22 protein-coding genes and 1 pseudogene are annotated in these 25563 nt (G+C 70.6%); 12 read left to right on the top strand and 11 right to left on the bottom strand.

The window, feature by feature from the left end:
- Window positions 1-145: 145 nt before the first annotated feature.
- The gene (locus EDD27_RS11830) at window positions 146-1459 is read left to right on the top strand and encodes a hypothetical protein (protein WP_127932454.1); all 1314 of its coding nucleotides are present in this window, start codon (window positions 146-148) and stop codon (window positions 1457-1459) included.
- A 267-nt stretch (window positions 1460-1726) separates the two neighbouring features.
- Complete coding sequence (locus tag EDD27_RS11825; RefSeq protein ID WP_127932453.1) at window positions 1727-3322, top strand: arabinofuranosyltransferase AftB family protein; 1596 nt, start codon at window positions 1727-1729, stop codon at window positions 3320-3322.
- A gap of 151 nt (window positions 3323-3473) precedes the next feature.
- Here the strand turns inward: EDD27_RS11825 and EDD27_RS11820 are convergent, their stop codons facing one another.
- The gene (locus EDD27_RS11820; RefSeq protein ID WP_127932452.1) at window positions 3474-4709 is read right to left on the bottom strand and encodes an FAD-dependent monooxygenase; all 1236 of its coding nucleotides are present in this window, start codon (window positions 4707-4709) and stop codon (window positions 3474-3476) included.
- A gap of 136 nt (window positions 4710-4845) precedes the next feature.
- On the opposite strand from EDD27_RS11820, the gene EDD27_RS11815 reads away from it, so the two are divergent.
- Together EDD27_RS11815 and EDD27_RS54105 are read left to right on the top strand one after the other, a co-directional pair.
- Window positions 4846-5643 (top strand): IclR family transcriptional regulator, encoded by a 798-nt coding sequence (locus EDD27_RS11815; RefSeq protein ID WP_206641368.1) that lies wholly within the window; start codon window positions 4846-4848, stop codon window positions 5641-5643.
- Between the two features lie 144 nt (window positions 5644-5787).
- The gene (locus EDD27_RS54105) at window positions 5788-8391 is read left to right on the top strand and encodes a CBM35 domain-containing protein (protein ID WP_164903577.1); all 2604 of its coding nucleotides are present in this window, start codon (window positions 5788-5790) and stop codon (window positions 8389-8391) included.
- Window positions 8392-8467: 76 nt separating this feature from the next.
- On the opposite strand, the gene EDD27_RS11805 is transcribed toward EDD27_RS54105, so the two are convergent.
- Entirely contained in the window at window positions 8468-8926 is a 459-nt protein-coding gene (locus EDD27_RS11805; RefSeq protein WP_127932450.1) for a hypothetical protein, read from the bottom strand.
- A 213-nt stretch (window positions 8927-9139) separates the two neighbouring features.
- Here EDD27_RS11805 and EDD27_RS11800 point away from each other — a divergent pair, with 213 nt between their 5' ends.
- The 4 genes from EDD27_RS11800 to EDD27_RS11785 all read left to right on the top strand — a co-directional run bounded on the left by EDD27_RS11800 (window position 9140) and on the right by EDD27_RS11785 (window position 13324).
- On the top strand, window positions 9140-10318 hold the full coding sequence (locus EDD27_RS11800; protein ID WP_127932449.1) for a serine hydrolase domain-containing protein: 1179 nt from the start codon (window positions 9140-9142) through the stop codon (window positions 10316-10318).
- 111 nt (window positions 10319-10429) lie between these two features.
- On the top strand, window positions 10430-10999 hold the full coding sequence (locus EDD27_RS11795) for a DUF5709 domain-containing protein (RefSeq protein WP_127932448.1): 570 nt from the start codon (window positions 10430-10432) through the stop codon (window positions 10997-10999).
- A gap of 9 nt (window positions 11000-11008) precedes the next feature.
- Entirely contained in the window at window positions 11009-11596 is a 588-nt protein-coding gene (locus EDD27_RS11790; RefSeq protein WP_127932447.1) for a hypothetical protein, read from the top strand.
- A 114-nt stretch (window positions 11597-11710) separates the two neighbouring features.
- Window positions 11711-13324 (top strand): phospholipase D family protein, encoded by a 1614-nt coding sequence (locus EDD27_RS11785; protein WP_241563983.1) that lies wholly within the window; start codon window positions 11711-11713, stop codon window positions 13322-13324.
- Here EDD27_RS11785 and EDD27_RS11780 read toward each other — a convergent pair.
- Together EDD27_RS11780 and EDD27_RS11775 are read right to left on the bottom strand one after the other, a co-directional pair.
- On the bottom strand, window positions 13301-13969 hold the full coding sequence (locus EDD27_RS11780) for a phosphatase PAP2 family protein (RefSeq protein WP_127932446.1): 669 nt from the start codon (window positions 13967-13969) through the stop codon (window positions 13301-13303). The two genes, EDD27_RS11785 and EDD27_RS11780, sit on opposite strands and share 24 nt — an antisense overlap.
- A complete protein-coding gene (locus tag EDD27_RS11775; RefSeq protein ID WP_127932445.1) occupies window positions 13956-14699 on the bottom strand; it encodes a phosphatase PAP2 family protein in 744 nt (247 codons plus the stop codon). Before EDD27_RS11775 ends, EDD27_RS11780 begins: the two co-directional genes overlap by 14 nt.
- Window positions 14700-14773: 74 nt before the next feature.
- On the opposite strand from EDD27_RS11775, the gene EDD27_RS57685 reads away from it, so the two are divergent.
- From EDD27_RS57685 to EDD27_RS11765, 3 genes are all read left to right on the top strand, one after another.
- Window positions 14774-14899, top strand: coding sequence for a hypothetical protein (locus EDD27_RS57685; protein ID WP_277750705.1), 126 nt, complete (start codon window positions 14774-14776; stop codon window positions 14897-14899).
- A 398-nt stretch (window positions 14900-15297) separates the two neighbouring features.
- Entirely contained in the window at window positions 15298-16722 is a 1425-nt protein-coding gene (locus tag EDD27_RS11770; protein WP_241563982.1) for a pyridoxal phosphate-dependent decarboxylase family protein, read from the top strand.
- A 45-nt stretch (window positions 16723-16767) separates the two neighbouring features.
- Complete coding sequence (locus EDD27_RS11765; RefSeq protein WP_127932444.1) at window positions 16768-17361, top strand: TetR/AcrR family transcriptional regulator; 594 nt, start codon at window positions 16768-16770, stop codon at window positions 17359-17361.
- Window positions 17362-17554: 193 nt separating this feature from the next.
- On the opposite strand, the gene EDD27_RS56440 is transcribed toward EDD27_RS11765, so the two are convergent.
- From EDD27_RS56440 to EDD27_RS11745, 3 genes are all read right to left on the bottom strand, one after another.
- Window positions 17555-17749: a hypothetical protein gene (locus tag EDD27_RS56440; RefSeq protein ID WP_241563981.1), complete on the bottom strand. Its 195-nt coding sequence runs from the start codon at window positions 17747-17749 to the stop codon at window positions 17555-17557.
- Between the two features lie 388 nt (window positions 17750-18137).
- Window positions 18138-18401 carry a hypothetical protein gene (locus EDD27_RS55465; RefSeq protein ID WP_206641367.1) on the bottom strand — a complete coding sequence of 88 codons (264 nt, stop codon included), beginning with the start codon at window positions 18399-18401 and terminating at the stop codon, window positions 18138-18140.
- Window positions 18402-18789: 388 nt separating this feature from the next.
- Window positions 18790-20478, bottom strand: coding sequence for a DEAD/DEAH box helicase (locus EDD27_RS11745; RefSeq protein ID WP_127932443.1), 1689 nt, complete (start codon window positions 20476-20478; stop codon window positions 18790-18792).
- A 661-nt stretch (window positions 20479-21139) separates the two neighbouring features.
- Between EDD27_RS11745 and EDD27_RS56435 the strand changes: the two are divergent.
- Window positions 21140-21399: pseudogene (locus EDD27_RS56435) on the top strand (ISKra4 family transposase); the annotation flags it as partial.
- 37 nt (window positions 21400-21436) lie between these two features.
- Here the strand turns inward: EDD27_RS56435 and EDD27_RS11740 are convergent.
- Genes EDD27_RS11740 through EDD27_RS11725 form a run of 4 tightly spaced genes read right to left on the bottom strand, consistent with a single transcriptional unit; the run spans window position 21437 to window position 25548 of the window.
- The gene (locus EDD27_RS11740) at window positions 21437-22111 is read right to left on the bottom strand and encodes a response regulator (protein WP_127932442.1); all 675 of its coding nucleotides are present in this window, start codon (window positions 22109-22111) and stop codon (window positions 21437-21439) included.
- Window positions 22108-23367 (bottom strand): sensor histidine kinase, encoded by a 1260-nt coding sequence (locus tag EDD27_RS11735; protein ID WP_127932441.1) that lies wholly within the window; start codon window positions 23365-23367, stop codon window positions 22108-22110. Before EDD27_RS11735 ends, EDD27_RS11740 begins: the two co-directional genes overlap by 4 nt.
- Window positions 23360-24565, bottom strand: coding sequence for an acyltransferase family protein (locus EDD27_RS11730; RefSeq protein WP_241563980.1), 1206 nt, complete (start codon window positions 24563-24565; stop codon window positions 23360-23362). The genes EDD27_RS11735 and EDD27_RS11730 overlap by 8 nt, the downstream gene beginning before the upstream one ends.
- Window positions 24562-25548, bottom strand: a complete 987-nt coding sequence (locus EDD27_RS11725) for an alpha/beta hydrolase (RefSeq protein WP_127932440.1) — start codon at window positions 25546-25548, stop codon at window positions 24562-24564. The genes EDD27_RS11730 and EDD27_RS11725 overlap by 4 nt, the downstream gene beginning before the upstream one ends.
- Window positions 25549-25563 lie beyond the last annotated feature (15 nt).

The raw sequence follows: 25563 nt of genomic DNA, 5'->3' as shown, positions 1-25563 counted from the left end.
CCGGCATTCCGGAGGCCTTCCGGCCGTCCCGCCGGGGGGACCGGCGCCGGGATGGCCTGGACCCGGTGGCCCCGGCGGGCAGTGGCCGCCTCCCCAGCGCCGCCGCGGCGGTGGGAAGGGGCCGCTGATCGCCGTCATCGTCGTCGTGCTCTGCGTCGTCGTGATCGCCGGACTGGCCGGGGCCTGGATCCTCCTCCGCCCAGGTGGCGGCGAACCCGCATCGTCCTCGCGTCTCACCCTGGACCAGCGCGATCCGCTCCGGTCGCCGTCGCCGGCGGCCGAGGCGGTGAAATTGCGGCCGATCACCGGCGACCAGCTCTGCGCCGCCGTACCGGACAGCCTCCGCAAGAGCCTGGTGACCGACGGCAGGTACGGCGGGAAGGATGCCTCCACATCAGCCGCCACCGAAACCGAGAAGCGGGCCGCCTGCTCCTGGCACAACAGCAAGATGGACGTCGGCAACGGCGTCATCGGCCATCGCATGCTGAGCATCTCGGTGAAAGCCCAGAGCCGTGACAGGCAGAACGCGGTCGAGTACGCCAAAGAGCAGTTCGGCAGCGACAAGAAGACCCACGAGCGGCGGGTCAACGTCCGGGACGGCAAGCGGATCGATGGGAGGACCTCCGGTTCGGCGTTCGGCCCGCTCGTCGGGCTGAAGTACGGCGACGAGTCGTACAGCCAGAGCTCGATCGGGCACAGCGGCCTCAGGGCCGCCGTGTTCGTCCGGCAGGGGCCCTGGCTGATCACAGTCGAGTACGTCGGCAGCAACCGGACCGGGAACAAATACCCCTCCGGCGACGAGGTGCGGGCCGCGGCCGGCAAGGTCGCCGAGCGCATCACGGCGGAAATGGCCAAGGACGCCGGCAAGGTGAAACTCACCGGACCGTGCGCGATCCTCACTGCCGAACACATCGAGTCGGCGTTCTTCCCCACCGCTGAAGGCCCGTCCGTCGCCGGCAACGACGGCAGGATCAAGCAGACCACCTGCGCATGGAGCGTCCGCGAGAAGGTTCCGCACAAGCCCGGGGAGGAGTACACCGCTCGTGGCGGCGAGCTGCGCATCCACGTGGTCGACTGGGGCGGCGGCGACAGCGGGTCGAAGTTCCAGTTCCACCGAGATGCTCAGAAGTTCGACCGCTACCACGCCAAGGGTGGCATCGGCGACAACAATATCCACACCGCCTATGAGCCCCGCCGGGAACTCTCCGGACTCGGCGAGAAGGCGTTCGCCGTGATCTCCACCACCACCAGGCCGGACAGCCCGGACAAGGAGCCCATGCAGGAGGTCCTGGTCAAGGTGCTCTTGGGCGACCGGACGGTCGAGCTCACCTTCAGAGGTACGACGACCGGCGGCGGCATCATCGCCGCCGATGATTACCAGAAGCCGGTCTTCGAACCCTCCGCCGCGCAGCAGGCCGTGGCGAAGCTGGCCAAAACCGTCGTGGCCGGCCTGACGTGACCGACGGTGCCGAGGTCCTCCATCGGAACGGAGACCTCGGCACAGCGCGACCACGCACCTGCCTGGCACCGGAGGAGTACGAAGGGATCCACTACCCTCAAAACCAGCCAAACTCGGGCATACCAAGGTCTCCATCACAGCGGGGCCGGTTCACCGTGGTGAATGCGATGCATCATTAAGGAGAATCCCGTGCTCTCGCTCACCTTCGCCGATCGCCCCCCTTCCGCTGCCACGCGCTCACCACTGTGGGCACCGACATGGAACCGGATGATCACGGTGGTGGCCGCGGCCGTGATGGCCTTCGCCGGGTGGCAGAACCGGTGGATCAGCGACGACGGCCTGATCGCTGTGCGGACCGTCGAGCAGCTGCTTGCGGGGAACGGGCCGGTCTTCAACATCGGTGAGCGCGTCGAGGCCAACACCAGCACCGCTTGGACCTATCTGATCACGGTGGTCTCCTGGTTGACGCGGGGGGACGTGGCCTACGTCTCGGTGCTGCTCGGCCTGATGTGCACGGTCGGCGCCGTGACGTTCGCCATGCTCGGCGCCATGCACCTGCATGGCGGCTCGCGGTGGTTCCTGCCGGCGGGAGTCCTGGTCGTCCTCGCGTTGCCGCCGTTCTGGGAATTCGCGACCTCCGGCCTGGAGACCGGGTTGGCATTTCTGTGGATAGGTTTGTCGTGGTGGCTGCTGGTCCGGGCGGCTTCCGACGGGCCGGTGCTGCCCCTGGTGTTCGTCCTCGGTCTGGCGCCTCTCGTCCGGCCGGAGTTGGCCCTCGTCTACCCGACATTCTTCGGCGCGCTGCTCGTCCTGCGGTGGCCGGGATGGTGGCCCGCCGCCCGCTGGTTCGCTATGTCCATAGCGCTGCCGGCCGCCTATCAAATCTTCCGCATGGGCTACTACGGGCTTCTCGTGCCCAACACCGCCCTCGCCAAAGAGGCCGGCGAGAGCCGGTGGGCACGTGGTCTCCTCTATGCCGGCGACACCGTGCTGACCTATCAGCTGATCGGCCCCCTGCTCGCGGTCATCCCGCTGGCGCTGTGGGCCCTCCGCACGCGCCGGAAGCTCATCGTCTCGCTGGCCCCGCTCATAGCGGGGATTCTGATGCTGCTCTACGTCCTGCGCGTCGGCGGCGACTTCATGCACGGGCGGATGATGCTGCCGGTGCTGCTTCTCGTCTTGCTGCCTGCCATGGTCCTCCCCCTGCATGCCGTAACCGCACTCTCGTGCACGGCCGTGACACTGTGGGCCGTGGTCTGCGCGGTGGCGCTCGACGTGCCGTACAAACACGCCGTCGGGCCCGACGGAATCGCGGACGAGCGCGGCTTTTACGTGCTCCGGACTCAGGACCCGCATCCGGTCACCGCCGAGCCCTACGTCCGCTCCAGTCCGAACCCGCTGAGCACCGGGAACGCCACCGGCCTGCATGTGCCGGACGCGGGTCCGGGAACGGTGCCGCTCCGCACCGACCAGCCCGCACGCCTGGCGGTGTCAGGCAAGGTTCTGGGCACGCTGGGAGCGTCGTTCCCGCTGGACGTCCTCGTCGTCGACCAGCTCGGCCTGGCGAACGCCCTCGGCAGCCACATGGAGCTGGCGTGCGGGCAGCGAGTGGGGCACGAGAAGCCGCTTCCCGCCGCGTACGTCCTGGCCGACTACATGGCTCCCGGAACTTCGCTGCCGGACGCGCGGCTTCAGGCCGAGGTGACGCGGATCAGGAGCGAGCTGGCCACCGGCCGGTTCCGTGATCTGCTGGAAGCGACGAGGGCCCCGCTGACCCCGCGCCGATTCTGGGACAACCTGGTGGGCGCCCCCGCACGCACGGCCTTCCGCTTCTCCACCGGGAACGCCCCCTGCCCGTCATGAGCGCCTGTGCGAGAGGGGGTGGCGGCGTGCCGGCCCAGGCCGCTCGGAGCAGCGTTTCGACGGCGTCGCGGGTGACCGGGCGAGGGTTGACCCTCCCCGTCCTTTCCGCTGAAGGTCGGGCTTCCTCGGAGAGATTCGGTGAAGGAGCGCGTCACGACGAGGGCCCTGGAACAGGCTTGCCGGCCGCGCTCGCGGCTGATTCGGCGTCGTACCCGTAGATCCAGCCATTGCTGATCAATGGATCGGAGCCGGCCAGCGCGGCGTCGCGGGCCTGCTGTTCCGGCCCGTCCGGCAGGTGATTGACGTGGCCTCGGGCGTGGCTGACCTGCTGAAGCCGGGTCGTGCGCTCGATCCGAGCCGACTCGTAGCGTTTGAGCGCGCGTTCGGGATCGTCCAGATTCTCGGCCAGGCAGACGGCCAGGGCGGCGGCGTCCTCGATGGCCTGCGCCGCGCCTTGGCCGAAGAAGGGGAACATCGGGTGGGCCGCGTCTCCGAGCAACGTGATCCTCCCCCTGCTCCACCGTTCCAGCGGCGTCCGGTCCAGAAGTGCCCATCTGCCGGGTGTGCCGCCCGCCTTGATCAGGTCGGTCACGCGCGTGTCCCAGCCGGTGAACTCGGCCGAGAACTCCTCGACCGTGGACATGGCGCTCCACGACTCCTCGGTGTAGTCCCCGGCGGGGGCGAACGCGACGACGTTGACCGCCCGCCCGCCGCTGATCGGATAGTGCACGAAGTGCCGGCCGGGGCCGAGCCACAGTGTCTGCGCGTGGCGGCGGGCGAAGGCGGGCGCACGGTCGGCGGGCACGACCGTCCGGAACGCGCAGAGCCCGGAGTACTCCGGCGGCGCCGGCTCGGCGACCACGCCGCGCACCACCGAGTGCACGCCGTCGGCCCCGATGACGACATCGGCCTCCGCCCGGCTGCCGTCGGCGAAATGCAGCACCGCGCCGTCCGGCAGCGGCTCGACCGCCGTGCAGCGCGCGCCCAGGCGCAGCCATGCGCCGGGCACCGCCGACTTGACCGCGTCGAGCAGGTCCGCCCGGTGGACGACGTAGGTACGTTCGCCGTAGAGCCGCTCGCAGACATCGGTGAGCTGCTCCACCGACAGAACTCTGCCGTCCTCCCAGCGGCGGAACTCCCACCCCCACTCCAGCGGCACCGCGTGACGCACCAGCCGGTCCGTCAAGCCCAGCCGCCGCAGCAGCCGGGCGGCGTTGGGAGCCACCACCAGACCGGCCCCCACTTCCTTGAGTGCGGAGGCCTGCTCGTAGACCGTCGCCGTGAGCCCCGCCCGCCGCAGGAAGGCGGCTGCGGAGAGCCCGCCGATGCCGCCTCCGATGACGGCGATCCGCGGGCCGTGGGAATCACGCGGCACGTTCATGCGCATCGGCGGCTCCTCTGCTTTCCGGACGTTGAGCGGTTCTGATGATCACCAGCAAGGCGTGCAGAGGGAACGGCTATGTTCGTTGAATGAACGCCATTTCTTAGGTTTCCGCCCCTGCAGAAGGTCCCCCATGCCGCCCATGAACCAGCCCGGACGCACTGTCAGCTCCCGGTTGCTTGACGTCCTGTTCGCCTTCCGACCCGGGCACTCCCGCCTCACCCTCGCCGATCTCACCCGCCGCACCGGCATGCCGCACGCCACGGTGCGCCGTCTGGCGCTGCACCTGGTGGAGGCGGGGGCCCTGGACCGGGCGCCGGACGGCGGTTTCACCGTGGGCGTCCGCATGTGGCAACTGGGCGCGCTGGCGCCGCTGGCCGTGCCGCTGCGTACGGTGGCTCTGCCGTTCATGGACGACCTGCACACCACCCTGCGCCAGCACGTGCAACTCGCCGTGCTCGAAGGCGCCGAAGCGGTCATCGTGGAGCGCCTGTCCGCCGCGGACGCGGTCGGTGTCATCTCCCGCGTCGGCGGCTCCCTGCCTTTGCACAGTTCCGGTGTCGGGAAGGTGCTCCTCGCCCACGCCGACGCCGGCCTGCTGGATCGGGTGATCGAGCAAGGCATGACGCGCTACACGCCCCGTACCATCACGGAGCCGGCGCGGCTCAAGGACACCCTGGAGGAGTGCCGCAGGACCGGCGTCGCCGTGGTCCGCGAGGAGACGACCCCAGGGGTGGACTCGGTGGCGACCCGCATCATCGACGCCGACGGCGAGGTGGTCGCCGCGCTGTCGGTCGTCGTCCGCAGCGGATCGGTGGACCTGCGTACCGTGATCCCCGCGGTCGTCACCTCCGGGCTGGGTGTGTCCCGGCGACTCGGCCGGCATCCCCCGGTCCGGTCGCGGCTGCATCCAGCGGGTCCCCCGCCGTCGCGTTCCTGAAATCCGCCCGTAACGATCTCGCAAAGGACCCTTCCCCGACGAGCATGTGACCGATCACACTAGCGCTCAAGCATGTGACCGGTCACACCATCACGGGCACCCACCCCCCGTCGGGCGAACAGCCCGGCGCCAGAGAGGACAGTCATGCACCGACATCGGTTGTTCCAGCAGGCCCGCACGGTGGCCACCGTCGCGGCGCTCGCCACCCTGACCGCGAGCCTGACCGCCACCCCGGCCACCGCCGCCCCCGCAGTGGTCGTCGTGGACTTCGGGCAGCGCACCGGTCCGGTTCACGGCGGTGCGACCGGCATGCTGTACGGCCTGTCCGACCCCGGCGTACCGGGTGATTCGCTGCTCGCCGGCGCCCGGCCGCGCACCATCGCGCAGAAGGCCCCGGACGGCGACCAGCACCCCAACGGCGACGCGCTCGTGGTCGCGGACGGCTTCTTCGCCGCGGGCGGCGAGGAGATCGTCATCTACATGCAGGACGTCTACAGCCAGTGGCCCTACGAGAACCGCGGCATCGACGACTATCTGGCCAAGGTCGACACGATGGTGCGCAAGGTCGTGCGGGAGCGGCCACGGGACAAGGACAAGTTCGTCTGGGTGCCGTTCAACGAGCCCGACGGGATCTGGTACCAGAACTGGGCGGCGTCGAAGCAGAAGTTCTTCAGCGACTGGAAGGCGGTGTTCGAGCGCATCCGGTCGATCGACCCCGACGCCCGGATCGTCGGTCCCAACGAAGCGGCCTACAACCCCGGCCGGCTGCGCGACTTCCTCACCTGGGCCAAGGACGCGAGCTGCGCCGGCGGGAACTGCCTGCCGGACATCATGGCCTGGCACGAGTTGCAGCGCGACAAGCTCGCCTCCTACCGCGGCCACTACGAGCACTACCGCGCGATGGAGCGCGAGCTCGGCATCGGCCCGCTGCCCATCAACATCGACGAGTACGGCAACCGGCGTGACATGTCCGTCCCCGGCCAGATGATCCAGTGGATCTCCCTGTTCGAGGACACCAAGGTCGACGCCGACATGGCGTACTGGACCTACGCCGGCAACCTCGACGACCACGCGGTGCGCACCCGCCAGGCCAACGGCGGATGGTGGCTGCTCAAGTGGTACGCGGACGTGACCGGGCAGACGGTCAGCGCGACCCCGCCCCAGCTGGACGTCGCCGACACGGTCCAGGCCGTCGCGGCGATCGACGAGTCCGCACGGCGCGGCACCATCCTGGTCGGCGGCGGCTCGGAGCCTGTACGGCTCGACGTCTCCGGGCTCGACCCCGCCGTCTTCGGCAAGCAGGTCGACGTCGTGGTGTCCAAGGCCACCTGGACCGGGTACGAGGGCGACGCGCTCAAGCCGCCGGTCATCGCCACCCGGCGCGCCACCGTGTCCGATGGCAAGCTGCAGGTGGACCTGCCCGGTGGGGACGTGATGGCCGCCTACCGGGTCACCATCGTGCCCGCGAGCGGCGGCGAGCCCGCGCCCGACGCGCCGTGGACGGTCTCGGTCGAGGCGGAGTCCGCCGCGCTCACCTCCGCACAGGCCTTCAACCAGGACACAACGGCGAACGCCCAGCTGTACGCGACCTCCGGCAAGCGGGACGTCGGCGCCATGAACCGGGCCGGCTCGGCGGTGACGTTCCCCGTCACCGTGCCCCGCGACGGCCGCTACCGGCTGGGCATCTACCAGGGCGCGAACAAGGCGCCGGGCAGGCACGCGCTGTTCGTGGACGGCAAGCTGAACCAGCTCGTGCAGTATTCGGCCAACCTCGGCTGGACCTACCGCGGCCGCACCGATGTGGAGCTCGAGCTGACCGCCGGCACCCATGAGCTGTCCGTACGCACCAGCGCCGACGGCGTGAACCGGCTGCCCGGCAGCGACATCACGCTGGACAGGTTCGACCTCACCGAGGTGACCGGGGCCGAGCGCGCGGCGTACTCCGCCGACGAGGCGCGGCTGTCCGGCAGCGCGCGCATCACCCGTCAGGCGAAGGGACCGGCCATCGCGCTCGGCGGCGACGCACTGGCCACGTTCTTCGTCGCCGCAGGCGGGGACGGCTACTACGACCTGACGCTCGACTACCGGGCGCCTGACGCGGGCGACCTGCGGGTCCTGGCCGACGGGCGCGAGATCGCCGGCCTGCGGGCGACGCGGCCCGGCGAGGGCTCCTCCCGGGCCCGGGTGTACCTCCCGGCCGGCATCTCCAAGATCGACGTGAGCGGCCCGGCCGGCCTGGAGCTGCGCGCGCTCACCACGGTACGGGTGGCGGAGGCGGACGCGGCCGTCCACCGGGTCGAGGCCGAGCAGGCGCCGCGCGCCGGCACCGCGAACGTGGTCAACGTCCCCGCCACGAGCGGGTCGAACGCCTCCGCGGGCGCGTACGTCGGCCACATCGGAAACGGCCCGGGCAACACGCTCACCCTCCCCCGCCCGGACGGGTTCGGCCCCGGCGAGTACGTCCTGGTGGTGCACTACGCCAACGCCGACAGGAACACCGGCCACGCGTACAACACCGACGTCATCAGCCGTTTCCTCGACATCAGCGAGACCGGCGGCGCGACGACGCGCGGCGTGTTCCGGCACAACTACGCCTGGGACAACTTCTGGCCGCAGGCCACGCCCCTCACGCTCAGTACGGACACGGGCGCGATCGTCCTCGGCAACGCGACGGCGTACGGACCGAACATCGACCGGCTCGAGCTCGCGCGTCTCGTCCTCGAGATCGACAACAAGGCACGAGGCTGACGCCACCACCACGACCCGCCGCACACCGTGCGGCGGGTCCGTGTTCAGCCGGCCGTCCCCGGGCCGTGAGCACGGCTCAGCCGAACCAGAACACCGAAGCCCCGATCAGAATCAGCTGGAGCGCCAGCGCGCCGGCCAAGATCGCCAGCATGGCGATGATGTATCCCTTCCCGTTCCATGGCTGAGGGGCGGGGCCGAGGGCTCCTCGGGAGTAGGCCCACAGAGGGGCGCGGTATTCGAGTTCTAGCGCCATCCCGGGCTGGAGCCAGACCGTCAGGTCCGCGGGACCGATCCGCGAGGGGAGGAAATAGGGCAGGTGGACGTGCAGCTGATACTGACCGGGGGGAAGCGGGATCGTGTTGCGGCCCCATCGGACCAGCATCTGGTGGCCGTTGAGAATGATCTTGGGTGTGATCATGGCGAGCAGGAAGCCGAGCCAATGCCGCTTCACATCGAGAACGAGATGCGCCTGCGCCCCGGGGGGAACGGGTTGGGGCGGCCGGCTCCATGGGGTGTGCGGCGCGGGCGGATGCATGGCGCTCATGCTAATGCCATTCCGATCTCTGACGATCTCCCGTCAAGCTCGCGCCGGCTGTGGGCGGAACCTGTTTCATCGGAGGTCATACGGGCAGTGGATGTCGCACACCGAAGTCTCCGGACTTCTCGGCTGATCGCATCCGCCACCCTGCGCACCATCCCCTCGTGGTCCCGCGCCCGCAAAGGAAGCCATGGGTTGTGAGGAGGGAACGTGAGGGACATCCGTGGGACGTGCGAGCCACGCTTCCGTGCGGTCCGCGACGCGTTCCAGCGCAACTTCGACGAAGGCAGAGAGCTGGGCGCCGCGCTGGCCGTCTATCAGCACGGACGGGCGGTGGTGGACCTGTGGGGCGGGCTGGCGAACACCCGGGACGAGGGCGTCGCATGGCAGCAGGACACCATCGCGTTCCTGGCTTCGGCCACCAAAGGGCTGGTCGCCTCCGCCGCCATGTTGCTGGTCGATCGCGGCCTGCTCGACCTCGACACGCCGGTCGCGGACTACTGGCCGCAATTCGCGGCCGAGGGCAAAGCAGCCATCCCGCTGCGGTGGGTGCTGGGACACCGATCCGGCGTGGTGACGGTCGACCCACCGCTGACCCTGACCGACCTCGATCAGGGCACTCCATTGGCCGACGCCCTCGCCGCCGCGAGGCCCGCATGGCCGCCGGGACAGGCCCACGGATACCACTGCCTGACCATGGGCTGGCTGCTCGATGAGATCATCCGGCGCGTCACGGGGCTGTCGGCCGGGCAGTTCTTCGCCAAGGAGATCGCCGCCCCGCTGGCACTCGACCTGCACATCGGCCTGCCCCACGGCAAGGAGCCGCAGCTGGCCGAGCTCGTGCCGCCCACCGGAGAGCAGCTCTTGCAAGGGCGTGGCGCTCCGGAGTTCGACGGGCTCAACCAGGCGATCTGCGATCCCGCATCCCTCTTCCGCCGCTCGACCTTCGGCAACATCGTCCTGACGGCGGATCTCGTGACCAGTGTCCTCCTCCAAGCGGACATCCCTTCCTGTGGCGGAGCCGGCAGCGCCGCCGGCCTTGCCCGGCTGTACGCCGCTCTCATCGGCGAGGTCGACGGCATCCGGCTGCTGCGCCCGGAGACGACGGACCGGGCACGAGCCATCGAAGCCGACGGCATGGACCTCGTCCTGCAGTGCCACACCTCCTACGGCCGGGGTTTCATGCTGCCCGGCGGCCCGATGTGGCCTGGCTCCTGCTCCCCCACCGCCTTCGGCCATGCCGGCGTCACCGGTGCCTTCGCCTTCGCCGACCCGGACAACGGCCTCGGCTTCGCCTACGTGCCCAACCGCATGTCGGAACTCATCGACGGAGGCCACGACCGAGTCCGGCGCCTCATGGAGGCCACGTACCGCTGCGCCCTCACGTGACCGCCGTCAAACGGATCGTTGGTTCGCGTGGCCTCTTCGGATGCATGGGTAGGGGCCAGGTTCGCCTGCGTACGCAGGAACCGATGAGAAGTCCGAGAGGCGGGGGACGGAATGAGCCATCACACGCCAGAGCACGATCCTCGTTCGCGGTTCGAGGACGAGGGGATACCGGACCTTCAGGACGGCACGCCCGGACAGCAGTGGGCGGTGGATCCGCAGGAGGCTCCGCTGCCGTCCGACGAGCCGGTGGCCTTGGACGACTACGGGACCACGAACGAGGAGCAGATCCAGGGCGAGTCGCTGTCCGGCCGCCTCGACCGGGAGGTGCCGGAGGAGCAGCCGGTGTACGGCGTGGAGGAGTCCGCCACGGCCGCCCGGCCGCCTGCCGATGACGACGACGCGCCGGCCGTCGAGCGGGTGACCGAGGAGAGCGGCCTGGGCGTGGGCTCCGACCTGGACACCGGCTACGAACGCGACCGCGGCATCGATCCGGAGTGGCAGGCCCAGCCTGAGGAGCCGTCGGGCCAGGTCTGGGACGAGCCACGGCGCGCGGGCCGCCTCGTCGCGCCGGATGAGGGGTCGCGTGCGGACGCCGAGCCCGACGAGGTGGCCACGGAGGTCGGTCCGGACGCCGGCGGCTATGCGGCCGAGGAGGCGGCGATGCGAGTCGAGCCCGAGTGAGGAGACGGCATGTCGAACGAGCACCGTGAAGACCGCGACAAGCGGCGCGAGCAGGACAAGGCCACGACCTTCGACGCCGAGCTCCACAACATGGGCGGCGACGTGGGTCCCGCCTCGATCCGCGGCTCCAACCCGGGTCCCGGGTCGAAGCCGCGTGACGACGCCGAGCCCAGGAGCGGTTACGCCGAGCCCGTGGGATACGTCGCCGGGAGGGATGACGAGTGGCCGGTGACCGCGGGGTCCGACGAGAAGGCCGTCGCCGCCCGTACCGACGAGGTCGAGGACCACGTCGCCACCTACGGCCCGAGCCCGCACCCGATGCCGGCGGAGGACCTGGAACAGCAGGGAGCGGGCGGAGACCCGGGCTTCCGCGTGCAGGGGCCGGTCGACGAGGCCGAGCAGGGGATGGTCGTCGATGATGACGGCGGCGGCGAACCGGAGGAGCCCGCCAGCGCGCTGCGCGGCGGGGAGCACATCAGCGCGGACGTCGAATGGATGCCCTCGGACGAGGAGGACGACCCGGACGGCGGCTCCGGCCGCACGGACGCCGACGACGGAGGTTACCTGCCCGGAGAGGGCACCGGGCGGCCGTATTGAAGGATGGACCTGCTCCCCCACGCCAAACGCCTCAAGAACGGCTCGTCGGGTGAAGGTCTAGAGCACGTAATTCAGGGCAGTTCGCCGGTTTTGGCAGCCTCTTGGGAGAACGTCATGACCGCAGCCGAAGCCGAGTGGGTGGCGCGACAGGCGGTGGACAGCGCGGCGTACATGAGGTTGGACGACTGGTTCCTCACCGGCCCCGAACGCGGGAACGACGCGACCAGACTCACGCCCTGGACGGAGGGCAACCTGGTGCGCCCGCTGGTGCATGGTGCTACCTACTTCGCCGAGCTCGCCGCGCGCCTGGCCGACCTCGGCGAGGACGACCTGCTGCTGTTCGCCGACTGGCGTGGCGACCCTGACGAGCGGCTCACGCCGGACGGCCCCGAGGTGGCGGCCGCGATGGCCCGGGCGGCCGAGAAGGGAGCCCTGGTCAGAGGGCTGATCTGGCGCTCGCACCTGGACGTCCTGCGCTTCAGCTCGGCCGAGAACCGGCACCTCGGCGAGGACATCGAGGCGGCCGGCGGGCAGGCGCTGCTCGACACCCGGGTGCGGCACGGCGGCTCGCACCACCAGAAGTTCGTCGTCCTGCGCCATGACCGCGGCCCGGACAGGGACGTGGCGTTCGTCGGCGGCATCGATCTGTGCCACAGCCGCCGCGACGACGCCGAGCATCTGGGTGACCCGCAGGCGGCGCCGATGCCGGGCGTGTACGGCAAACGCCCGCCCTGGCACGACGTCCAGGTGGCGATCAGCGGCCCGGCCGTGGCCGAGGTGGAGAAGACCTTCTGCGAGCGCTGGGAGGACCCCGCGCCCGAGACCCGCCAGCCGCTCAGACGGCTGCACGACCGCATGACCCGGATGGCCGACGTGCCGCCGTTACCGGAGCCCGGCCCTCCGCCACCGGCGGCCGGGACGCATGCCGTGCAGCTCCTCAGAACCTATCCCCACCTGCGCCACGCCTACCCGTTCGCGCCGGAGGGCGAGCGCAGCGTCGCCAGGGCGTACCACAAAGTGCTGGCGCGGGCGAGATCGCTGGTCTACCTGGAAGACCAGTACCTGTGGTCCACGGAGGTGATCGAACCGTTCGCCGAGGCGCTGGAGCGGGAGCCGGACCTCCGGATGATCATCGTAGTGCCGCGCCATCCCGACCAGGACGGCTGGCTGGCCGGCCCGGCCAGCTTGATCGGCAGGTCGGAGGCGCTGGCCAGGCTGATGCACGCGGGTGACGGCCGGGTCGCGATCTACGATCTGGAGAACCACCGGGGCACGCCGGTGTACGTGCATGCCAAGGTCTGCGTCGTCGACGACGTGTGGGCGAACGTCGGCTCCGACAACGTGAACCTGCGCTCATGGACGTTCGACTCCGAACTGAGCTGCGCCGTGCTCGACGCGGAGCCCGACCCGCGCCTGCCCTCGGGAGCCCGCAGGTTCGCCAGGGAACTCCGGCTCACGCTCGCCGCCGAGCACCTGGACCGCGACCCTGCCGACATGGACGATCTGTGCGACCCGGAGAGCGCGTTCGAGGCGTTCGCCGAGTCTGCCGCGCGGCTCGAGGCCTGGCACCAGGGCGGCTGCCGGGGATCCCGCCCGCCGGGCCGGCTGCGCCCGCATCCACGGCCCGGTCTCGGCCGCGTCCGCCGGGCGATGGCCATGCCGCTGTACCGGATCGTCGTGGACCCCGACGGGCGGCCCCCGCGTTTACGCAGATCGAACGAGTTCTGAGCGCTGCCGCTCGCGCCGGTACAGGATCGCCCGGGCGGCCATGACGACGCAGCCGACGCCGAGCAGCACGCCCCAGAGCACATCGGTGAGGAAATGCATGCCGCGGTACAAGCGCGAGAAACCGACAGCGACCGGAGCGGCGATTCCCAGCGCCCAGATCAGCACCTGGAGCACCCTGTTGCGGACATGCGTGGTCAGGACGAGCGCCATCCCGCAGTAGAACGCGACGGCGGCGCTGACGTGCCCGGACGGGAAGCTGGAGGTGGGCGGGGCCTGGTCGATGTGCGGCACGGGCGGCCGGTGCCGGCCGACGGGCGCGGAGATCGCCAGGAAGATGAGGGACTGGCTCCAGACGGCCACGATGAGGAAGATCGGTTCGCGCCGACGCCGGTACACCAGTCTGAAGACGATCGCGGCGATCACTGTGAGCGCCACGATGTACGGGGTGTCCGACAGGCTGCTGCCGACATCGGTGAGCGTGTTCCACAGCGAGGTCCGGTCGGCGGCCAGGCTCCGGCTCACCGACGTCTCACGGGTGGGCCAGGCGAGGATCGCCCTGCCCACGCCGTACGTCACTCCGGCCATCAGGAGCATGGGCAGCAAGATCGATAACGCGTAGTGCTTCACGTGCTCAGTTCCGCTCATTGATGGCCTTCACCAACTCGGGTTCCACTCCCTCGACCGGCGGCGAGGCGGGCCTGCGTCCCTGCTCGCGCCGCCACGTCTCAAATGCCGCCGCCGTCGCGGCGATCACGGCCGCGCCCAGCACGATCCCTGCGGCCACATCGCTCACCCAGTGCACGCCGAGCGCGATCCTCGTGTAGCCGACCGACAACACCAGGAAGCAGGCGACAGCCCATGCCGCAACCCGCCCCCACCGAGGCAGCATGGGCAGGACAAGAAGGACGATCACTCCCGCGCCGAGCGTCACGTTCACCGTGTGGCCCGACGGGAAGGAGTCGCCCGGCGCCAGCGCGACGGGGTCCGGCAGGTGGGGTCTGGCCCGGGCCACGATGATCTTGAGCGCCAAGCCGAGCAGCCCGCCCACGGTCACGGTGGTGACCGCCCAGGCGGCCAGCCTCGGCGCGCCCTTGTACAGCAGCCAGGCGGCGTACGCGATGACCGCGAATCGCCACGTCCACGGCCCGAACAGATCCGTCCACACAAGGAGGAACCACGTCACGCCGGGATGGGCGAGCGCGTATTCGTGCAGATTCCGCGCGGCCTGCGCGTCCAGTCCGTCGACGGGCATCTTGGCCACGACGAGCAGCAGGCTGAACGGGATCATGATCAGTGCCGCCGCCAGGCCGGCGACCGTCAGCCGAAATCCCAGTCCACGGTGGCCGTGCCCTTGGCGCCCATTGCCGCTACGCATTTGCGCACGGCTACCCCGGACGAGGGGATCGATTCCTCCGGCTGAAATCGGGCGCCGAGGGTAGTCCGGAAGGCGTGTCCTCCATCGTGGCTGTCGTCGCGCACACCAAGAAGCTCCTCAGCTCAGGCGTGGACAGACTGCGGATGCTCATCGCCGAAGAAGGCTTCGGCCACCTCTGGCACGAGGTGCCCACGAGCTAGAAGGCGCCCAAGAACGTCCGCCGAGCCCTCATGAGGCCATGCTCGCAGGCGAAGACCACCGCCTGCGCGCGGCTGGACCAGCCCGAGCTTCGTCATGGCCCCGGTTGGGATGGGTCTTGACCGCCGATGCGCTCACCGTCAGGTGGTCCGCGATCTCCTTGTCGGCTCCGGACATCCCGGTCGACGAGCAGGAACCGCTGAGCGGTGCCTTCATCGCCGCAAGCTCCGGATCGTGCAGGTCAAGGCCGGAGCATGCAGCGCGCCGACCGTTGACCGTCCGGCGTTCCCGGTGCTAGCGTCGACACGGTTTTTCTATAATCATAGAAAAAAGATCCCCGTTTCCGTCCTCCCCGCTCTTGGTGTGGTGGCGGTGAGGGCGCAACTGGAGGGGTAACCACGTGGCGACGACACCTCACACCACAAGCCCGCTGCTGCACAGCGGCCCGGCCGGTGCAGCGGCGCTGGCCGAGCAACTGCAGACCGCCGTCGTGGAGATGGCTCGCTGGATGGACGAGTACGGGGACTTCAGCCCGCATCCTTCCTTGGACGTCGAGGTGGGCAGGCTGGAGCGGGCCACCGAGGAGCTGCGCGCCCGGTTGCGGGACAACTATCCGTTCTTCCACCCCCGCTACGTCGGGCAGATGCTCAAGCCACCACACCCCGCAGCGGTGATCGGCTACGTCACCGCGATGCTGATCAACCCGAACAACCATGCCCTCGACGGCGGGCCGGCCACCGCGCGGATGGAAAAGGAGGTCGTGGCACAGCTGGCGACCATGTTCGGCTTCGACCAGCACCTGGGCCACCTGACCAGCAGCGGCACCATCGCCAACCTCGAGGCGCTGTTCGTCGCCCGCGAGACGCACCCGGGCAAGGCGGTGGCCTACAGCGCCGACGCGCACTACACCCACTCCCGCATGTGCCACCTGCTGGGTGTGGAGGGCACGGCGGTCCCGACGATCGCTGACGGCACGATGGACCTGCAGGCCTTGGAGGAGCTGCTGCGCACCGGGGCCGTCGGCACCGTGGTGGCCACCACCGGCACGACCGGACTGGGAGCGATCGACCCCGTCCACGACATCGTCGCGCTGTGCCGGCACTATGGGGCCAGGGTGCACGTCGACGCAGCCTACGGCGGGTTCTTCCGCCTCATCGCCGACGACAGCGCCGACGGTGTGGCCGCCGCCCCCTTCGCCGCCGTCGCCGAGTGCGACTCGGTCGTCATCGACCCGCACAAGCACGGCTTGCAGCCCTATGGCTGCGGCGCGGTCCTGTTCAAGGACCCCGGCGCGGCGCGGCATTACCTGCACGAGTCGCCTTACACCTACTTCACCTCCGAGGAACTGCACCTGGGTGAGATCTCCCTGGAGTGCTCCCGCGCCGGCGCGGCGGCCGCCGCCCTGTGGCTGACATTGCGGCTGCTACCGCTGACACCGGACGGCCTGGGCGCGGCGCTGCGCCCCGGCAGGCGAGCGGCGTTGGCCTGGGCCGAGCGCATCAGGGCCGGCGAGCAGCTGAGCCTGTACCAGCACCCGCAGCTGGACATCCTCACCTACTACCCCACCCGTGACCGCTTGTCCGAGGTGGACCGGGCCAGCGCCCACGTCATGACGCGGGGCATGCATCTGCCTCCGGCACAGTCGCTGTTCGTGGCGACCTACACGGTCGATGCCGCCGCGCTGGCCGCGCGCGGGCACCGGGTGGCCGCCGACGTGCCGCACGGCCGCATCCTCCGCAGTGTGCTGATGAAGCCCGAGACCGAGCAGCAGGTGCCGTCCCTGCACGAGCACGTCCTCGACCTGCTGGCCGACAGCGGCACCTAGCAGCAGCCTGCACAGATCCCCAGCCGACCGACGAAGGGAGCAGTCGTGCCGAAGGTCGTCGACCACGACCGGCGCCGGGTGGAATTCATCGAGGCCGCCTGGCGCACCATCGCCCGCACCGGATGGGACTCGGCCACCATGGCCGCCATCGCCGCCGAAGCCGGCTTCTCCAACGGAGCGCTCAAACCGTACTTCGCGACCAAGGACGACCTGTTTGCGGCCGCCTTCGACCACATCTACGTCCAGACCGGCCGCCGCATGGCCGCGGCCACTTCCGGCAAGCACGGCCTGACAGCCCTGCGCGCTTATTGCCAGGAGATCCTGCCACTGGATGGAACCACCCGGGACGAGGCCCGCATCGTCATCCCTTTTTGGCATAAAGCTCTCACAAGTCCCCTCCTGGCCGCACGGCACGAGCACGCCATGCGGGAGTGGCGCGAACAACTCCAGCGCTACCTCATCGAAGCCCGAGAGGCCGGCGAGGTGCGCACCCCGATCTCCGACGAACACATCATCGGGCACCTGCTCACCGCGCTGCTCGGCGCGCAGGTCACCGCGACCCTCATGCCCACCTCGGAGACCGCCCAGACCCTCACCGCACAGCTCGACAGTTTCCTCACCCTGCTCAAGGCCCCTTGACCCAACTGTTGTGTTGCCGAGCTCTGAGCGGGCGCAGGGCAGGGCTGACGTCACGAGGAGATGCGCTCGGGGGCGAACCTTCCGCCGACCGGGACACGGCGTATTGCGGGTCGGCTCCGGCGGTGAGCTCCAGCACCGGGCGGGAGATGTCGAAGGACCAGTAGGTCCACTTTCAGTGGGAGGGGCATGGCAGTCAGCCCTCTGCGAGGCCGGCCGCGGCGGGAATCGGGCCGCCGCCGTCGGGGATCCAGCGGCCCGAGTCGCGCCATTTGACGGCTTCGTGGAAGCCGTGGGTGGCGGCGAACCCCTGGAACCAGCGGCCTTCGGGCGAGTGCCGGGTGATGCCGTCGAACAGCGTGGCCAGGATCTGCGTGCCGTGCAGGCCCATGTTGTCCGCTTGGCGCGCTCGGCGCCCAGCCGGTACACCCACATCGCCGTCGTCGGACAGCCCCACACTCGCGCGGGCATGCAGCCGATCCGGGCGTCACCTCCGCCATCACCACCAGATCGCACGACAGGGCGATGTCGCTGCCCCCGGCGACCGCCCGGCTGACCATGTCACCTCGTCCATTCACCGTCAGCTCTGACTGTAGGGGGAGCGTCTCACAGTCAACATTGACTGTGAAGAGCTTGCGGGACGTCGGACAGCAGATTGCGAGCGCCATCCCCCGGCGGTCGATGCCGGTCGGCACACCGAACGCCTTGCGGGCCGGACGTGGTGGAGCCAGGGATGGCAGTCGGCGTTGTCGCCGGTGCTGCCATCCCTGGCAGTCCGGTCAGGCGGCGGGCTCGGATTGGATCGTGGCGTCGTCACCTCCTCTGGGGCGTGGGACCACGGCGATGTGCGGGCGGCCGGTCAAGGGATGCGGGCCGACGTGAGCGCGTACCCCGAAGACCCCCTCGATGAAGTCAGGCGTCAGCACCTCCAAGGGCGGGCCCTGCCCGGCGAAGGCGTTGACGCCGCCGGCGGCCTTGATCACATCGTCGTAGATGCCGCCGGTCATCACGGCGGGCAGGCCGTTGGCATTCATCATGGCCATGCCGGGATAAGCGATGAGCACGTTCTTGGCGGGCCGGCCCGCGACCCGCGCCCGTACGGCCTCGATGCGGGCGCGCAGTCCGCGGTGGCCCGCACCGCGGACGACTGGATCGGTGCCGGGCTGATGACCTCCGCCGAGAAGAATGCGGTGGTGTCCGCGGCTGCCAGAGCCAGGCTCCGCCGGTAGCGGCCGTAACCGCACCGGTTTCGCTCAGGAACCGGGGACCAGCAGCGCGTCGAGCAGGACCTCGACACGCGCCCGCAGCTCCTCCCGCCGCTGCCTCCTGCCCGCGAGCTGCCGGAGCAGCCCCTGCTGGAACGATGGTGGCAGGTGGGCGGCACCTGCCCAGCGCGGCGGAGGTCACGGCCGCGCGATACTCCAGCTCCGCTCACCGAGGTGATCTGCTGGGCCGATCGCGCTCTCGGCGGACCGTCGGCTTCCTTCCCTTGATGGTGCTCCGCCGCAGAGCCCTGATCACCTCGTCGGCGGCGTCTTCGGGCACCTCGACCAGAGAGAAACGGTCAGCGATCTCGATCGTCCCGATGTCACGCCCACTCATGCGGGATTCGCCCGCGATCGCACCGACCAGATCCTGTGGCCGCACTCCGGCCGCGCGACCAAGACCGAAGAACAGGCGGGTCATTCCCCTCGCGGGCATGCCGCCGCGCCGCTCCCGGCCTCCGGCCACCTCACGACGTCCCTGCCTGTCCGCCCCGGTTCGCAGGACGACCTCGGGAATCTCCTCCTCGTCCGCCACGGCCCCACCGGACTCATGCGCGAGCTTCACCGCGGCGAGGGCCACCTCCATGATCTCGAACTCATCCGTGAGCGACTCCACCACGACGCGGAAGGGCTCCAGGTCGTCTTGGAGAACGCTCTCCTCCAGGGCGGCCCGGGTCAGCTCCAGGCGGCGCGCGCGCAGGTCGGCGACGGTCGGCAGCCTTTCCACGCCGATCCGCTGTCCCGTCACCCGCTCTATCGCCTTGAGCATTCGATGCTCACGCGGCTCGGCCAGGGTGAGAGCGACCCCCTCCCGGCCGGCCCGGCCCACCCTGCCGATGCGGTGGACGTACGACTCGGGTGCGGAGGGGACGTCGTAGTTGACGACGTGAGAGAGTTGCTCGATGTCGAGGCCACGCGCGGCCACATCGGTCGCGACGAGCAGCTCCGCCGTCCCGCTCCGCAGCCGCCCCATCACGCGATCGCGCTGCTCCTGGTCCATCCCCCCGTGCAGCCCCTCGGCACGGTAGCCGCGGCCGTTCAAGGTCTCACTGAGCCGGTCCACCTCCTCACGGGTGCGGCAGAAGACGATCGCGGCTGCGGGCGCTTCCACATCCAGCAGGCGCCCGAGCGCCGCAGGCTTGTGCGCCCGGGCGACGACATAGGCGCTCTGCCGCACCAACGGTGGCTCTCCCCGTGCCGCCGCCTCTCGCCCTATCTCGATCCGTACCGGGTCGTGCAGGTGACGGCGAGCGATCCCGGCGATGCGCGGCGGGACCGTCGCCGAGAAGAGCACCGTCTGGCGATCGTCCGGAGTCGCCTGGAAGATCGCCTCGATGTCATCGGCGAACCCCATGTCGAGCATCTCGTCCGCCTCGTCCAGCACGACGGTCTGCACGCCACCCAGGCGAAGCGTCTCCCGGCTGATGTGGTCGAGTGCGCGTCCAGGGGTCGCGACCACGACATCGATCCCGCGTTTGAGCGCCTGCAGTTGGCGGCCGATCGGTGCCCCACCGTAGATCGGGAGGACGCGGGTGCCCATGTTGCGGCCGTAGCGATGAAAGGCCTCCGAAACCTGGATGGCCAGCTCTCGTGTGGGCACGAGCACGAGCGCCACCGGCTCACCGTCGGTGGTCTGGGGCATGCGCTGGAGCACCGGCAGGGCGAACGCCGCCGTCTTCCCCGTACCGGTCGCAGCCTGCCCGAGCAGGTCGCGGCCCTCCAGCAACGGCGGGATCGCCTCGCATTGGATCGGGGTGGGCTCTTCGTATCCCAGATCGGACAGCGCGCGTAGAAGCTCGGGCCGCAGCCCCAGGTCGGCGAAGCTCGACGCACCATCAGACGTGTTCAAGGTCATCGTCGGCGCCTCCTCCAGCGCCCCCTACCTCCAGACGCAGCCGGAAAACGCACTCCCTCTGCCGCATCTGTTCGCCGCCTGGATCCCGCCTGCCGGACGGCACCCTGGTCACGATCCACGCGGCAGGTGAGCCGGGGTGGTTCTTCCGCTGGGCCACGCCACTGCTGGCCGGCCAGGTGCGGGCGAGCACCACCGCCGACCTGGCGCGCGCCTGCGCGCTCGCCTGGAACACTGACGAGCTACCCGTTCGCAAGTTCGGCCAGTAGCTCCTGCGTCCGCTCGGCCGCGACATGCCGCCAGTCGATGCCGGTCTTCTCCGACAGGTAGGCGGCCAGCGCGGGCTGACCGTTGGCGCCGATCTCGACCAGCCGGAACGTTTCTCTTCGCCGGCCAACGCGATCTGATCAGCGAGCCCGTCGCGGGAACGACAGACCCGCCCGATCGAGGTGATCGGCGGGATGCGGGGACGGCTGGCGCGGTAGGTCGTCGGCCTGGAGTGGTAGCGCGCCGCCGCCATGGCCGCCGCCCGCAATATGGAGGTGTCCGGGCACCCCCGCGCCGGGCCTGCACCCGCACGCCGTTGCTGGCCACGCCAAGCCGTCAGGGCTGACGAGTTTGCAACCTCCAGGAATTTGTTCGATCTTCTGGTCGCCGAGCTGACTGCGCCGAGGAGATGTTGATGCTGACCTTCGACGGCAAGGGCGTGGTGATGCGGCCCGCGGCGTTACGCCCAGCCCCCGCACGGCCGCCGCAGCCCACCGGCATACCTTCCGCACCCGCCTGGCCTCGGGTGAAAAGCAAGCCCGTAAGCGCATGGCCACCTTGGCGGTGGTCCACGACGCCGCCCCCGCCCCGCGTCGTCCGCACGATGTGATCAGTCTGGGCGCGCGCACCGGGGAGCGGCCGGTGCGGGCCGGGCCGGGCTTCTTCCACGCCCCCGACGCACGCGGCTCTGGGATCACGCGTTTGCGTGTCCCGGTTTGACCAGGCCCGTCTCGTAGGCGAAGACGGCGACTTGGGTGCGGTCGCGCAGCTGGAGCTTGTTCAGGATGCGGCCCACGTGAGTCTTGACGGTCTGTTCCGCGAGGACGAGCCGGCCCGCGATCTCCGCGTTCGACAGGCCGTGGGCGATGAGGGCGACGACCTCGGTCTCGCGTTCGGTGAGCTCGCCGGCGCGGGCCTGGGCCGGGGGCCGCGGGGTGCCGCCCAGCCGGGAGAACTCCGCGATGAGTCGCCTGGTGATGTTCGGGGAGAGCAGGGCCTCGCCCGCGGCCACGACGCGTACGGCCTCGGCGAGCTGGACACCCGAGGCGTCCTTGAGCAGGAATCCGCTGGCGCCCGCCCGCAGCGCCTCGTACACGTATTCGTCGAGGTCGAAGGTCGTCAGGATGAGGACCTTGGTGGCGAGGCCGGGATCCGCGGTGATGCGGCGAGCGGCCTCGATGCCGTTCAGCCCGGGCATCCGGATGTCCATCACGATCACGTCGGGGTGCAGGTCGGCGGCCTTGGCGACGGCGTCGGCGCCGTCCTCGGCCAGGCCCACGACCTGGATGCCGGGCTGGGCGTTGAGAAGGACGGAGAAACCCTCGCGGACCATGGCCTGGTCATCGGCGATGAGCACGCGGATCGTCACGTGTGGCCTTCCTTCGCGGTCGTGGCGGTGTCCACGGGCACCGGGAGCAGGACGGAGACCTCATAGCCACCGCCGGGCGTGGGACCGGCGGCCAGTTCGCCGCCGAGCATCGCGGCACGTTCACGCATGCCCATGATGCCGTGACCGGCGCCGGGCGAGGGCTTGGTCTTGTCACGGGAGGGGCCGTTGAGCACCCGCAGCCGCAGCGTGGAGAGCGCGTAGACGATCTCGACGCGGACCGTGGAGCCGGGCGCGTGGCGCAGCGCATTGCTCAGAGCCTCCTGGACGATGCGGAAGCCCGACAGTTCCACACCCGGTGGCAGCGGGCGGGCCGTACCCGAGACGTCCAGCTCAACGCGCAGGCCGGCGGAGCGCACGTTGTCGACGACGTTGCCGAGCTGGTGCAGGGTGGGCTGGGGGCCGCCGGGCGGCAGGGAGTCATCGGCGCTCTCCGCGCGCAGGACCCCCAGGACGTGGCGCAGCTCGGTGAGGGCTTCGAGGGCGTTCTGGCGGATGACGGCGAAGGCGGTGACCAGTTCTTCGGGGGGATCCTCGACGCGGTAGGGCGCGGCGTCGGCCTGGATGGAGATGACGGACATGTGGTGGGCGACCACATCATGCAGTTCGCGCGCGATCCGGGCACGCTCCTCCAGCAGGGCCCGGCGCCCCCTCTCCGCGATGGTGGCCGCCTGCTGCTCCTGGAGCCGCTGCCGTGTCTCCCGGAGGCTGCGTGCCGAGGTGCCGAGGAACACGGCGACCGCGAAAATCACCGCGGGAGTCAGCGGGTCTTCCCAGAGCAGGTCTCCGCCCGGCCATTGCATACCGCCGGCCAGCAAGCCGCTGAGCAGCAGCGTCTCGACGGCGACCCGGGGCCGGTTGCGCAGCGCCACCAGGAACAGCACCCCGGCATGGACGAACCATGGCCACGGCTGGCCGATGAACGTGGGCGAGTAGGGCGTCGCGGCGGTGCCGGCCAGGAACGCCATCGACAGCCACCACGCCGGCACCGGCCAGCGCAGTGCCGACACCAGGATCACCGCGTGGGCGATCGCGAACGGCGCGGCCTCGGTGCCCTCGGCTGTCGCGGCGAGGAGGACGGCGGCCAGCACGATCAGCACGTGTGGCAGCCATTTCAGCGGCCGCGGCCCGGCCATGGGCGGCAGCGGCTGGCGGGCCGACGTGAGCAGATCCGCTCGTACGCCCCGCAGCACGGCACCCATCGCGTCGGCCCTGTCCACGTGGACGATCCTAGACATGGGACGGCTCCTCGCAGGCGTTTCGCGCTCCGCCCTTCGAGGGACGGCCGGCCCGGCCGCGCTCGGCCGCGCCGAACGCGGCCTGGCACACGGCCAGCGCGATCGCGAAGACCGGCAGCCAGCCGAGCCGGGCCAGGACCCAGCCGAGATCGTCCGGCCTGGTGTGCAGGCCCGGCAGCGGGCCGGACAACAGCCCCATGGCGGTGACCGCGAGCATCGCCGTCTGGTGCCAGAGGAAGATCGTCATGGCGGAGAGGTTGGCCGCGGCCACGGCCGCCCAGACCATCGGCCGGGTCATCATCCGGCGCAACGGCTCGCGCAGCAGCAGAGCCAGTCCGCATTGGGCCAGGCCGAAGGCGACGGCCGCCAGGGTGGGCGGGTTGAGATTGGAGACCGGCGCGCCGGGCACCCCGACCATGGACGCCGGGTATCCGCCCCAGATGACGAGGCCTGCGGCGGCGACCCCGCCGATGATCAGCAGCGGACCCGAGCGGCGGGTGTCGAACCGGCCCCGCGCCCACGCCGCGCCCAGCGCGTACGGCACCAGCCAGCCGGCCACCACGTTCACCCAGCCGAGCCAGGCCGGACCTCCAAGACCGAAGCGGACCACGTCGACAGCGGCGACCACGGCGAGCGGCCACAGCGGGCCGACCCGTAAGACCATCGGGGTCAAAGCCGTGAGCAGTGCGAACACCAGCAGGAACCACAGGGGCGACAGGACCAGGGTCAGCAGCGTGCGCACCGTCTCAAGGGGTGTGCCGGACAAGAGCATGACGACGGCCGTCACCGCCCACACACCGAGGATCACGACGACAGGCCGGAACAACCGGGCCAGCCGCCCGCCGAGCCACCGGCCGTACCCCACACCGCGCCGGCGGGAGGCCTGGTAGCCCTTCGCGGCGACGTGCCCGCCGACCAGGAAGAACACGGCGAGGGTCTGGAAGATCCAGGAGAGCGGGGCGAGCCAGGGCATGTACTGCAGCGGGCTCGCCCCCTGCAGAGAACCCCGACCGGCCTCGACCACGGCGCTGACCAGCCAGTGGCCGAATATCACGCCGAGGATCGCCAGGGCTCGCAGAGCATCGACGGCCCGGTCGCGATCAGATGGGGTCCGGGCGTCGACGCGCCGCGTCAGTTCCCGCAACCCCGGCATCGGGCGGCGACCGGCTCGGACGGGACGATACGACTGGGCGGTCACCGGGTTACCTCCCGGTCGTGCCCCAGGGCGATACGCGCCAGGTTCGCCACCGATGCCGAGCCGGGCGCGAGATAGTCGCCGTGGCCGCCGTCGCCCGCGGCGAACAGCCGGGCGCCGAAGCCACCCGAGACCGGATCGGCGCCGAAGCCGATGGTCGTGCCGAAAACGGGCAGGCTCAGGTGCGGCACGCCGCCGATCCAGTCCCGCGCTCCCCGCCCCGCCCACACCCGCGCGGCGGTGCCCAATCCCGCCGCCGTGTCCGCGCCGGTGCCGGGGCTGCCGAACATGGCGATGTCGGCGACGGCCAGGCCGGCGGCGGCGCGGCCGCACACCACCGAGCCGTAGGAGTGGCACAGCAGCGAGACCTGCGCGGCCGGGTTCGCCCGGCGCACCGAGACGACGAACGCACGCAGCGCACGCGCGCCGTCTTCTGCCCGGCCCGTCGTGACCGCGTCGGTGCTGATCAGCCGGGGTGGTGTGTAGCCGAGCCAGGCCACGACGGCGACCTCGGCGGCCGGGTCCAGGCGGCGGATCTGCTCCTCCAGCGAGCGGGCCGCCCAGCCGAGCCTGGCGTGCGGCTTCGGGGTACGGGCGTCGTAGGTGTCCAGGGTGGTGTCCGAACCGGGCACCAGAACCGATATCCGCCGGGCGGTCGCCAGGTCGCCCAGGACCTCGACGGCCCGGCCCTCGCCGCGGGCGTCGAAGGACAGGAACGTCCGGGCGGAGCCGGCCATGGCCCGCAGGGCCTCTGCCCGCCGGTGGTCCCCGCCCTGCTCGGCCATGCGCGCGGCCTGGATGATGTTGGCCCGGTTTGCCGCGTACCGGGTCTCGAGGGTGCCGGCCGACAGGACGGGCAGCATCGCCGGGACGGGGGCCGGGACGCCCGCCCGGGCCGCGGCCGAAACCGGTGCGCACAGCGCGGTGATCACCAGCCCGGCCAGCGCACCGCGCCACAGCCGGGTACCGCGGCCTGGGATCCACATGTCGCACCTTCCCTT

The sequence above is a fragment of the Nonomuraea polychroma genome (genome assembly GCF_004011505.1).
In the GTDB taxonomy this organism is placed as follows: domain Bacteria; phylum Actinomycetota; class Actinomycetes; order Streptosporangiales; family Streptosporangiaceae; genus Nonomuraea; species Nonomuraea polychroma.
The sequence above is the reverse complement of the archived record's forward strand: the minus strand, read 5'-3'. Positions and strand labels throughout refer to the sequence as shown.